Source organism: Clostridium sp. 1001270J_160509_D11 (genome assembly GCF_015667935.1).
Classification (GTDB): Bacteria; Bacillota; Clostridia; order Peptostreptococcales; family Peptostreptococcaceae; genus Intestinibacter.
On sequence record NZ_JADPET010000084.1, the window covers coordinates 1 to 12,010 of the forward strand.

At 29.1% G+C, this 12,010-nt stretch carries 9 protein-coding genes, 1 pseudogene and 1 other annotated feature; of the genes and pseudogenes, 9 read left to right on the forward strand and 1 reads right to left on the reverse strand.

Going from position 1 to position 12,010, the window contains the following annotated elements; genetic code table 11:
- Positions 1-190 precede the first annotated feature (190 nt).
- The 7 genes from I4U58_RS08830 (at position 191) to I4U58_RS08860 (ending at position 7,255) form a co-directional block, all read left to right on the forward strand.
- Positions 191-1,354, forward strand: a complete 1,164-nt coding sequence (locus I4U58_RS08830) for an SAM-dependent methyltransferase (protein WP_195930933.1) — start codon at positions 191-193, stop codon at positions 1,352-1,354.
- A gap of 130 nt (positions 1,355-1,484) precedes the next feature.
- A complete protein-coding gene (gene cls / locus I4U58_RS08835) occupies positions 1,485-3,017 on the forward strand; it encodes a cardiolipin synthase (RefSeq protein WP_195930934.1) in 1,533 nt (510 codons plus the stop codon).
- Between the two features lie 144 nt (positions 3,018-3,161).
- On the forward strand, positions 3,162-3,431 hold the full coding sequence (locus tag I4U58_RS08840; RefSeq protein WP_195930935.1) for a Nif11-like leader peptide family natural product precursor: 270 nt from the start codon (positions 3,162-3,164) through the stop codon (positions 3,429-3,431).
- A 116-nt stretch (positions 3,432-3,547) separates the two neighbouring features.
- Positions 3,548-4,345 (forward strand): hypothetical protein, encoded by a 798-nt coding sequence (locus tag I4U58_RS08845; protein ID WP_195930936.1) that lies wholly within the window; start codon positions 3,548-3,550, stop codon positions 4,343-4,345.
- 81 nt (positions 4,346-4,426) lie between these two features.
- Positions 4,427-5,125, forward strand: a complete 699-nt coding sequence (locus tag I4U58_RS08850) for a PspA/IM30 family protein (protein WP_195930937.1) — start codon at positions 4,427-4,429, stop codon at positions 5,123-5,125.
- Between the two features lie 35 nt (positions 5,126-5,160).
- Positions 5,161-6,219: a hypothetical protein gene (locus I4U58_RS08855; RefSeq protein ID WP_195930938.1), complete on the forward strand. Its 1,059-nt coding sequence runs from the start codon at positions 5,161-5,163 to the stop codon at positions 6,217-6,219.
- A gap of 16 nt (positions 6,220-6,235) precedes the next feature.
- Entirely contained in the window at positions 6,236-7,255 is a 1,020-nt protein-coding gene (locus I4U58_RS08860) for an SPFH domain-containing protein (protein WP_195930939.1), read from the forward strand.
- A 117-nt stretch (positions 7,256-7,372) separates the two neighbouring features.
- On the opposite strand, the pseudogene I4U58_RS08865 reads toward I4U58_RS08860, so the two are convergent.
- A pseudogene (locus I4U58_RS08865) lies at positions 7,373-8,540 on the reverse strand (thiamine pyrophosphate-binding protein); the annotation flags it as partial.
- Positions 8,541-8,605: 65 nt separating this feature from the next.
- Positions 8,606-8,843: a binding site (T-box leader), on the reverse strand.
- A 266-nt stretch (positions 8,844-9,109) separates the two neighbouring features.
- Here I4U58_RS08865 and trkA point away from each other — a divergent pair.
- Both trkA and I4U58_RS08875 read left to right on the forward strand, forming a co-directional pair.
- On the forward strand, positions 9,110-10,465 hold the full coding sequence (gene trkA, locus I4U58_RS08870; RefSeq protein ID WP_195930940.1) for a Trk system potassium transporter TrkA: 1,356 nt from the start codon (positions 9,110-9,112) through the stop codon (positions 10,463-10,465).
- A gap of 13 nt (positions 10,466-10,478) precedes the next feature.
- Complete coding sequence (locus tag I4U58_RS08875) at positions 10,479-11,954, forward strand: TrkH family potassium uptake protein (RefSeq protein ID WP_195930941.1); 1,476 nt, start codon at positions 10,479-10,481, stop codon at positions 11,952-11,954.
- Positions 11,955-12,010 lie beyond the last annotated feature (56 nt).

The window sequence follows — 12,010 nt, forward strand, 5'->3', positions numbered from 1 at the left end:
AAAAAATAAATAATTTTTGTTAAACATATTAAGTGCGATTAGGAAAGAGCTATGTATATAATTTTGAATTACATTTAATTAAAAATTATAAATTGTATTATTTTAAGTAAATGATATAATAATAATCTAGTAACTTAATATGGAGAATTAAAAATAAATACATAAAATGAATGTAAAATAGGAGGAACAAATGGAAGATTTAATAAAATCTATAGATAAAATAGTAGAAGGACAAGTTTTTAAAATAGTTATAAGTAATAAGAAAAATAAGGAAGAAAAGTATAATAAAATAAATATAAATCTAAAAGAAAATAAAACGAAACAATATTATCAAGTTGAAAAATACACTGATAAACAGGTTTTTCATGAAAATATAGAAATCGAAGACTTAAACGACTATCTTTTAGATTATATGGAAAATAGCTACAAACAATTGACTGCTTGGAGTGAAAATAATACTTTTGATTTAAAGATATCTAAAAAGGGTAAAGTATTCTTAGGCAAGAAAAACGCCAACAATTCTAACTTAGTAAATAAAGATCACAACAAAAAGAAAAATTATATATTAGAAGAAGGTATGATAATAGAACCTTTAATAGATTTAGGTGTCTTTACAAAAGAAGGTAAAGTTGTTAAATCTAAATATGATAAATATAAACAAATAAATAGATTTGTAGAAATTATAGATGATGAAATAAAGAAAAACGACTATAAAGAACTTACTATATTAGATTTTGGCTGTGGTAAATCTTACTTAACATTTATACTTTACTATTATTTTGTTGAAATTAAAAAAATAAATGTTAAAATGATAGGTTTAGACTTAAAAGAAGATGTAATTAAAAAATGTAATGAAGTAGCTAAACGTTATAAATACGATAATTTACATTTTGAATTAGGCGATATAAACGGATACAAATATAACAATAAAGTGGACATGGTTATAACTTTACATGCATGTGATACAGCTACAGATTATGCACTTTACAATGCAATAAAATGGAATGCTAAAATGATATTCTCAGTACCATGTTGTCAACATGAATTAAATCATCAAATGAAACCAGAAAATTTAAATATACTTACTAGATATGGAATAGTTCAAGAAAGAGTAGCAGCATTAATGACAGATGCAGTTAGAGGAAATTTACTTGAGGCAGTAGGATATAAAACACAGCTTTTAGAGTTTATAGATATATCTCATTCGCCCAAAAATATCTTAATAAGAGCAAGTAAAGGAAATGTTTCAAAACAAAAAATAGAGAAATCTTTAGACGAAGTAAATAAATTGATGAATGAATTTAATTTTAATCCAACTTTATACAATTTATTAAAAAATGATGAACTTATATAGAACTGATAGTCAATTACTTAATATCTTATAAATTTGTAATAATTTAAGTGTTATAATAAATCAATATAGCGTAAAAACTAACTGAAATTAGATAAGTTTTAACGAAAAACTTATTGAAAGGGGGAACATAATGAAGTATTTAAAACTAATATTCAATAGAGTTTTTGTATTTGGTCTTATGATTTTAATACAGGTCGTATATATGTTGCTTATGTTAAATAAATTTAGCCACTATTCACAAGTGTGGAGCGTTATATGTATGATACTTAGTATATTAGTAGTTCTTTTTATAGTAAATAAAGAAGATAACCCAGCATACAAAATAGCATGGATTATTCCGATTTTATTGTTTCCTATCTTTGGAGGATTATTATATCTATTTTTAGGTAATAAAAAACCTACAAGAAAGATGAGAGGAAAATTAGAAAAAGAACACGATAGAAATCATTGTATAAGAGTTCAAGATAAAAAGGTAATAAAAGAAATTGAAGAACAAGATTTAAGAGTAGCTGGTCAAGTAAGGTATTTATCAAATCATATGGGATTTCCTATATATGAAAATACCAGTGCAGTTTACTATAAAAGTGGAGAAGAAAACTTTAAAGATATAGTAAAAGAATTAAAAGCTGCAAAACACTACATCTTCATGGAATACTTTATAATCGATGAAGGCGAAATGTGGAATACAATATTAGATATTTTAGAAGAAAAGGCAAAGGAAGGCTTAGATGTAAGATTAATTTACGATGATATGGGATGTGTATCTAACCTACCTTATAAATACGATAAAATACTAGAATCTAGAGGGATTAAATGTATGGCCTTTAATCCATTTATTCCGTTTATTTCTCTTGCTATGAATAACAGAGACCATAGAAAGATAATGGTTATCGATGGTCATACTGGATTTACAGGAGGAATAAATTTAGCAGATGAATATATAAACAAAAAAGAGAGATTTGGTTATTGGAAAGACACTGGAATAATGTTAAAAGGTGAAGGTGTTTGGAATTTAACTACAATGTTCTTATATATGTGGAATTCATTTAGACCTACTGATGACGATTATAATAAATTTAGACCACATGTTCATCTAAATCAATTAGTAAAACATGATGGATATATTCAGCCATATGGTGATTCACCATTAGATGAAGAAGTCGTAGGAGAAAATGTATATTTAAACCTTATAAATAATGCGAAAAAATACGTATATATATTTACTCCATACCTTATAATCGACAACGAGATGATGACGGCACTTTGCTTAGCATCTAAAAGAGGAATTGATGTTAAGATTGTGACACCTGGTATACCGGACAAAAAGACAGTATTTAAACTTACTAGATCTTATTATCATCAACTAATCGAAAATGGAGTAGAGATTTACGAATATACACCAGGATTTTTACATGCAAAAGTAGTAGTATCTGATGATGAAGTAGCGACTGTCGGTACTATAAACTTCGACTATAGAAGTTTATATCTTCATTTTGAATGTGGAGTATTTTTATATAAATCAAAATGTATTCAAGATATAAAAGAAGATGCATTAGAAACAATTGCAAAAAGTAGAAAAATAGAAAATACAAATGTATTTGCAAGTGGAAAAATAGATACTTTATTTAGAGCTGTTCTTAGAGTATTTGCACCATTATTATAAATATTATAAAAATTTTAATTACCATCACATTTATCTGTGGTGGTAATTTTTTTGTGATAATGCTATTATTTTCATATATCATAAATTTATTGTGGACAAATAGTAGGTGGATTTGTTGCATAAAAAACTCAAGGGGTGAAATATATGAATGAAAAATTAGTTCAAATATTAAAAGAAGCTAGACATGACCCAAAATTAAAGCAAAAATTAATTGATACTAAATCTGCTAAAGACCCAATGCAGGCATTTTGTGAAGTTGCGACAGAAGCTGGATATGAAATGACAGTTGGAGAGTTGTTTCAAATAGGAGAAGAGTATGCATCAAATTTATTAAAAAGTTGCAATGGGGGAGCTGTTTACCCAATTGACGATTGGGGAGATTGGTATGAAGATTTTTTTGCATCATTGAAATAAATTTAAGAATAAACCGCCTTGTTCAAGGTGGTTTATTTAGTTTATATATCTGATATAATAAATGTAAAATATAGGGGATGTAATTTAAAAATATTTAATATAAAGGGGTATATATTATGTATGGAAAAAATAAATACAGTATAGTACTAGCTAATCCAGCAAATAATATAACAGTTTTTGTCTTAGATAATATAAAGTCAAAAGACTATAAAAACGTTGCAAAAGATATATTGGAAAATACTGATTATAAAGCAGAACAAGTTGGATTTGTAAAACAACCTACAATAGGCGGAGATATAAAACTCGAGATGATGGGGGGAGAGTTTTGTGGAAATGCGTCTAGAAGTATAGGGATGATATTTGCAAGAAATAATAAAATAAAAAGGGGTAATGTTCTTGTTGAAATAAATAGCGACAAAATACTAAATGTATATGTTGATTTAGATAAAGAAACAGCAGAAATAGAGATGCCTATACCAAAGAATATAGAGAAAATATATGTAGACGAAATGGGCGAATTTCCTATAGTGATAATTGAAGGAATAAATCATATCATAGCAGAAAATATAGATGCGACAGAAGAAAATTTTTTAAAATTTAAAAATGCTGTCTATAATAATTATGATGTTGAGGCATTTGGGGTTATGTTTTTAGACAAATTAAAAAATTATATAACTCCAGTTGTATATGTAAAAGCTACAGAAACGACTTTTTTTGAAAGTAGTTGTGGAAGTGGGACATTGGCGACAGTAGCTTATTTAGAACAAAATTTACAAAATGGAAGTCGTAAATACAGTATAAATCAACCAGGTGGGATAATAGAATCTGAGATAAATAAAGAAAATGGAATTATAAAAAAGATAACAATAGGTGGAGTTGTAAAATTAAGTCAAGTAATAAATCTAGAACTATAGCCCAAATGACCATTAATGTATATAATAAAAATACTATGATATACTTAAAATAAATAGTAAATAAATTTAAGGAGGTTTACAATGGCTGGAATTTTAAATAGATTTAAAGATATAATGTCTTCAAATATTAATGCATTATTAGATAAGGTTGAAGACCCAAATAAAATGATAGATCAATACCTTAGAAATTTAGAAAGTGACTTAGGAAAAGTAAAAGCAGAAACAGCAGCAGTAATGGCTGAAGAAACTAGAGCAAAAAGAGAATTAAATGAATGTAATGAATCTATAGATAAAATGCAAAATTATGCACAAAAGGCTTTATTAGCAGGTAATGAAGCTGATGCAAGAACATTTTTAGAAAAGAAAGAAGAATTAAATACAAAATTGACTTCACTTCAACAAACTTATGATATAGCTAGAGAAAATGCGACAAAAATGAGAGAGATGCATGATAAACTAGTAAAAGATATAGCATCATTAAATGCAAAAAGAGATGAGTTAAAAGCCAAAATGGCAATAGCACAGACACAAGAAAAATTAAATAAATTGGGTTCAAGTGTAAATGGAGCTATGGGGAATATGTCTAAATTTGATGAGATGGAAGCTAAGATAAATAAAAAATTAGATACTGCAAATGCAATGGCAGAACTAAATTCATCTAAAAAAGAAGAAAATATAGACGATTTAATGGCTAAGTATGAAGAGCCAACAAGTAGCTCAAATTCAGCAATAGATGACGAGCTTGCTAAATTAAAAACTAAATTAGGATTAGATAAATAATAAAAGTTAATTAACTATACTGGAAAGGGAATATGATGGATACTGCAAAAACATATTATTGCCAAAACTGTGGGGCAGTTATGGAATTTGATGCATCTTCGCAAAATTTGAAATGCCCAAGTTGTGGCAATGAAGTTAAAATAGAACATGATGACAGTAAAATTGTAGAGCATAAACTAACTCGACATGCGATGGATTCAATAAAAGCAGAGGAAAAACAATCTACTAGTATGCAGTGTGAAGGATGTGGAGCCCTTGTAGAAGTTGATGCAACAAGTACAGCGACGACATGTCCTTATTGCGGTGCTAATTATGTTTTGGCAAAAAAACAACTGGATGCACTAATTCCAGATGGAGTTGTACCGTTTAGAATCAATAAATTACAGACGGGAGAGATATACCACAAGTGGATAAAAAGTAGGTGGCTTGCTCCAAATACATTAAAAACTCTATATCAATCAGATAAAGTTCAAGGTATATATATACCATTTTGGACATTTGATGCAGATGTAAAAGCACATTATCACGCTATGGGTGGAAAAAACTATGAAGTTACATACAAAGACGATAATGGAGAAACACATACAGAAATTAGAACGAGATGGTATCCTACTTCGGGTTATGTGCATAATTTTTTTGATGATGTACTTGTAAAAGCATCAGATAAATTAAAACCGAGCTTAGTAAACTCACTTGTATATAACACTCAAAATATATCTTCATTTTCTCCAGATTATATGTCTGGATATTGTTCAGAAATATATACAATAGATTTAGAAGATGCACATATACAAGCAAAGAAAAAAATGCAAAATGAAATGCGACATTTGTGTGAGAGAGATGTACTTAGAAAATTTGATAGAGTAAGTAGTTTGAATATGAGTTCAAACTATGATAGAGAAACGTATAAACATATTTTAGTACCGATATATTCATCTGCATATTACTATAAAGGAAAAGAATATCATATTTTAATAAATGGTCAATCTGGGGTAATATCAGGGGAATATCCAAAGAGTGTATTTAAAATATCTGCAATAGTTGTAGTAATAATTATTATATTAATAATAGCTTTATATTATGTAAATTCATAAAAATAGGAGGAACGATATGGGTTTTTTCAGCAATCAACTGTCAAACGTAGTAGAGTGGGAACAGTTTAGAGATGATATGATTTTTTGGAAATGGGATAATAAAGAAATCAAAAAAGGAAGTAAATTAATTATTAGACCAGGCCAAGATGCAATATTTATGTTTAATGGGAAAATAGAAGGTATATTCAAAGACGAAGGAAGTTTTGATATTGAATCACAAATAGTACCTTTTTTATCTACATTAAAAGGATTTAAATTTGGATTTAATAGTGGGATGAGAGCAGAAGTATTATTTGTAAATACTAAAGAATTAACTGTTAAATGGGGAACAAAAAATGCAATAAATATACCAGCTCCAAATCTACCAGGTGGTATGCCTATTAAATCATTTGGTACGTTTTGCTGTAAAGTAGAAGATTATGGACTGCTTATAGATAAAATAGCAGGGATTAAAAAACAATTTACAATAGATGACGTAAAAGAGCGTATAATGTCTATGTTAGATCAAACTCTTATGAGATGGATAGTAAGAGAAGGAAAAGATATATTCAATCTTCAAGCTAATGCTTATGAAATATCAAAAGGAATACAAAGTGATTTAGATATGGAAATGCAAAAGATAGGAATTGGAATAACTAATTTTGCAATATCTAGCGTATCTTATCCAAAAGAAATACAAGAAATGGCTACAAAAGCAGCATCACAAAGTATGGTAAACGATATGGATAAATACACTAAGATTGCAATGGCAGATTCAATTGGTAAAAACTCAGGAGGGCATGGCTCAAATATAGCAGCAGATATGGCTGGTATGCAAGTTGGAATGATGATGGGACAACAAATGGCTAATCAAATGGCGCAAAATCAACAACAAAACAATCAACAATTATATAATCAGCCACAACAGCCATCTCAACCACAACAAAATGCAAATCCTCAAGGAGGCAATGTAGCTAAATTCTGTCCAAACTGTGGAACTCCAAATAGTGCTGGGTCTAATTTCTGTCCAAATTGTGGAACAAAGTTAATATTATAAATTATATAACTTTGGACCGTATAAATAAAATAAATTAAGGGGCTGTCGCACTTTTTCTTAATGTGACATCCCCTTCTTTATAATAAAAAATCATATTTATCTTTCAGTAACATTGATAGCGCCTATAGCAGCAGGCAAACCAAAGCCCATTGTTCCAAGCCCACCAGATGTTATTAATTGTTTATTTTTATTCATTTCTAAAAATTGTGTAGTCCACATTTGATGTTGACCAACATCTGTTACAAATATTCCATCAGTAAACACTTTGTTTAGATTTTCAAATATAGATTGAGGAGAGATAAATCCTTCTACAGAACTTGGAGCAGTTACTGGATGTTTTTTGTCCCAAGTTTTTATCTCATCAACCCATTGTTTTGTATTAAGCTATATGTATTATTTTTGCATTTGGCGCAAATTCGGAAATCTTTCCTGTAACTCTATCGTTAAATCTTGTACCAATTGAAAATAATACATCACATTCATTGACAGCTCTATTAGCGGCATAACTACCATGCATACCTACATTACCTATGAAAAGTGGGTGAGAAGTAGGTATTGCACCCTTACCCATTATAGTTGTGATAACTGGTACATTTGTTATATCCACAAGCTTTTCTAATTCTTCATTAGCACGAGATATATTTACACCACCGCCAATTAAAAATAAAGGTTTTTTAGCGCCTTTTAGCATTTCTAATGCTTTTTTAATTTGACCAATATGAACACCAGTGCTCGGTTTGTAGCCTCTTATATCTACTGATTTTGGATATTCAGAAGGACCAAATTCACTTACGATATTACTAGGTAAATTAACTACAACAGGACCTGGTTTTCCTGTTCTTGCTATATAAAATGCCTCTTTTATAACTCTACCCAAATCTTCTCTTTTTCTAATTGTTGTAGAGTATTTACATATAGTTCTTGTAATTCCTACTATGTCAACTTCTTGGAATGCATCATTTCCTATTACTGAAGTTGCAACTTGTCCTGTAAAACATACTAGTGGTATTCCGTCATAATTTGCATCAGCTATGCCTGTAACTAGATTAGTTGCCCCTGGTCCGCTTGTAACTAAGCAAATGCCTACTTTTCCAGTTGAACGTGCATATCCCTCTGCAGCATGTATAAGACCTTGTTCGTGTCTCGGTAATATTAGCTCTATATCTTTTTCATGATATAATGCGTCAAAAATATCCTTATCATATCCTCCTGGATAAGCAAATATTTTATCAACGCCTTCTTCGATTAAAGAATTAATTATTAATTGTGATCCTGTAATTTCCATATTGCCCCCCTATGATTTAAATGTATTAAAAAATTATATTTAAAAAGCCCCAAGCTAATAAATTAGCTTAGGGCGAATTAGTTAATCCGTGTTACCACCTAAATTCAAAGAAATTTCTTTGCACTTACTCGATACAAAATATATCGTTTCATTTTAACGGTTGAAAACCGGTGAAGCCTACTTAAAAAGTTGTTCAGTTCACAGCTCAAAGGCTACTTCAATTTTAGACGCATGAAAGTTTACACTAGCCACTTTCTCTCTGTGTTTTATCTAAAATCTACTACTCATTATCACAGCTTTTTATATTGTTTTATGTATGTTATATAATATAGTACAATTATTTTACTATTTATTTACATAAAATGTCAATTAAGCTCTTGCCAAAAATTACAAGTATTCAAAAAACACAGAAAAATAACGTTTCATACATAATATTTATCTACTAATTGTTAAAATTTCTAAATATTATATAAATATATATTAAAAAGATATAAACAAAATATAAATATGTATTATAATAGAGGTTGAAATTATTTTTTTAGGTTTAAAATTTTAACAGGAGGAAATAAATGGAAATAGTTGTAATAGGATGTGGTAAGGTTGGTAAAACTTTAGTCGAACATCTAGCTATGGAAGGTCATAACGTCGTCGTTATAGATACGAATCAAAAAAATGTTGAGGAAATAGTAAACAGTTATGACGTTATGGGAATATGCGGAAATGGGGCTATTCATGATATCCAAATGGAAGCTGGTGTAAATAAGGCAGATCTATTTATATCGGTTACATCATCTGATGAAGTTAACTTAATTTCATGTTTAATTGCAAGAAAAATAGGAGCGAAGAATCTAATTGCAAGGGTTAGAAATCCTGATTATGCTTCACAAATATCATTTATGAGAGATGGATTAGGAATTAGTTTAATGATTAATCCAGAAAAAGCAGCAGCAGATGAAATTGCTCGTATATTAAGATTCCCATCTGCACTTAAAGTTGATACTTTTGCGAAAGGTCTTGTCGATTTGGCAGAAATAAAAGTAAGACCAGGTAGTAAATTAGTAGGAGTATCTTTAAGTGATTTAAATAGAAAATTTAAGACAAGCGTCTTAGTTTGTGCGCTTCAAAGACAACAAAATGTCTATATACCAGATGGTAGATTTTCTTTAGAAGAAGGAGATAAGATACACATAACAGCATCTCATAAAGATTTAGAAAAATTTATGATTTCAGCTGGTATTTATGAAAGAAAAATTAAATCTGCAATGATAATCGGTGGTAGTAGAATAGCATTTTACCTTGCTAAACAATTAGCCGAGATAGGTATAAAAGTAAAAATCATAGATAATGATGAAAAAATCTGTGAAAAATTAAGTGCACTTTTACCGAAAGCAGAAGTTGTATATGCAGATGGTACAGACCAAGATATTTTATTAGAAGAAGGAATTCAACATATGGATGCATGTGTATCTATGACTGGTATAGATGAAGAGAATGTAATAATATCTCTATATGCATCAAAATGTAACGTGCCAAAAGTAATTACTAAGGTAAATAGATTATCTATAATAAATATGTTGGAATCAATCGGTATAGAAAGTGTTATTTCTCCAAAAGATATAACAGCCAATCAAATTGTTAGATATGTTAGAGCAAAGGCTAATAAAGGCGATTGTGGAATAGAGACACTTTACAAAATCGTAGACAAAAAGGTCGAAGCTATAGAATTTATAGCAAATGAAGGAGTTAGTTTCTTAGGTGTACCGCTTAAAAACTTAAAAACAAAAGATAATCTACTTGTTGCAGGTATAATGAGAGGAAATAAACTTATTGTGCCAAGTGGTGATGATTTTATTCAAGCCGGAGATAGCGTAATAATAGTAACAACAAAATCTTTCTTAACTAGCCTTGAAGACATATTGGCATAGGAGGTTGTAGTTTATGAATAGAAAGATGATTTGTAGGATTTTAGGAAATATACTTATATTTGAAGCAATTATATTATTATTGCCTTTTTTAGTATCTATTATTTATAAAGAAAATGATACAGCAATTTATTTTGTTATAACTAGTATGATCTCATTAGCAATTGGATATATTTTATCCAATTTAAAAACTGATAATAAACATATATATGCTAAAGAAGGATTTATAATAGTAGCACTTAGTTGGATTATTGTTTCATTAATAGGTGCATTACCTTTTTATATAAGTGGTGAAATACCAAATTATGTTGATGCATTTTTTGAAACTGTTTCAGGATTTACAACAACAGGTTCGAGTATACTAAATAATATTGAAGGATTATCAAAAGGTATGCTATTTTGGAGATGTTTCACACACTGGATAGGTGGAATGGGAGTACTTGTATTTGTATTAGCATTTTTACCAAAGTCAGAAGGACAAAATATGTTCCTTATGAAAGCTGAGGTACCAGGTCCAGTAGTAGGTAAATTAGTTTCTAAAGTACAGATGACAGCTAGAATATTATACGGTATATATGCATTTTTAACATTATTAGAAGTTATATTCTTATTATTAGGACATATGCCTTTATTTGATAGTATAGTTCATGCATTTTCGACAGCAGGGACAGGTGGATATGCTATAAAAAATACGAGTATAGCTTATTACAATAGTTATTATATCGATATGGTAATAACAGTATTTATGCTGTTATTTGGTATAAACTTCAACTTATATTATCTATTAATATTAAAAAATATAAAACAAGCATTTAAAAGTGAAGAACTTAGATGGTATATATTAATAATAGTAGTATTTACAGGAATAATTACAATCAATACATTAGGTGTGTATGGAAGTGTAGCTCAATCATTTAGATACTCAATATTCCAAGTTGCATCTATAATAACTACTACTGGTTTTGCAACTACTGATTTTGGAATGTGGCCTATGTTATCACAAATTTTAATATTACTTCTAATGGTAGTTGGAGCTTGTGCAGGTTCTACAGGTGGAGGTATGAAGATATCTCGTATTATGATACTTATAAAATCTGCAAAGTCGAGCGTTAAAAAGATGGTCAGCCCAAGAAGTGTAAGTACAATAAATGTTGAAGGAAAACCAGTAGATAAGCAAGTACTTGACTTTGCTTACTCATACTTTGTTGTATATGCATTGATATTCTTTGCATCAGTATTATTATTATCATTTGAAAACTTAGATATAGTTACGACACTTACTGCACCACTTACTTGTCTAGGTAATGTTGGACCAGGATTTGGTGATTTGATAGGGCCTGTTGGAAACTTTGCATCACTATCTAATTTTTCTAAGATAGTGTTGAGTTTTGACATGTTAGCGGGACGTTTAGAATTATTCCCAATGATATTACTTTGCTATAGTATAAAAGATTTTATAAGCAACTCAATTAAAGAAACTGTAAAAAGATAATATAAATTTTAAAATGCTATTCTCTAAATTATAGATGATAAAACAGAGAATAGCAT

Coding starts and splice junctions, on each gene's coding strand:
- I4U58_RS08860 (WP_195930939.1), top strand. CDS start 6,236: ATGGGTTTTTTCAGCAATCAACTGTCAAACGTAGTAGAGTGGGAACAG.
- I4U58_RS08855 (WP_195930938.1), top strand. CDS start 5,161: ATGGATACTGCAAAAACATATTATTGCCAAAACTGTGGGGCAGTTATG.
- trkA (WP_195930940.1), top strand. CDS start 9,110: ATGGAAATAGTTGTAATAGGATGTGGTAAGGTTGGTAAAACTTTAGTC.
- I4U58_RS08845 (WP_195930936.1), top strand. CDS start 3,548: ATGTATGGAAAAAATAAATACAGTATAGTACTAGCTAATCCAGCAAAT.
- I4U58_RS08875 (WP_195930941.1), top strand. CDS start 10,479: ATGAATAGAAAGATGATTTGTAGGATTTTAGGAAATATACTTATATTT.
- I4U58_RS08840 (WP_195930935.1), top strand. CDS start 3,162: ATGAATGAAAAATTAGTTCAAATATTAAAAGAAGCTAGACATGACCCA.
- cls (WP_195930934.1), top strand. CDS start 1,485: ATGAAGTATTTAAAACTAATATTCAATAGAGTTTTTGTATTTGGTCTT.
- I4U58_RS08850 (WP_195930937.1), top strand. CDS start 4,427: ATGGCTGGAATTTTAAATAGATTTAAAGATATAATGTCTTCAAATATT.
- I4U58_RS08830 (WP_195930933.1), top strand. CDS start 191: ATGGAAGATTTAATAAAATCTATAGATAAAATAGTAGAAGGACAAGTT.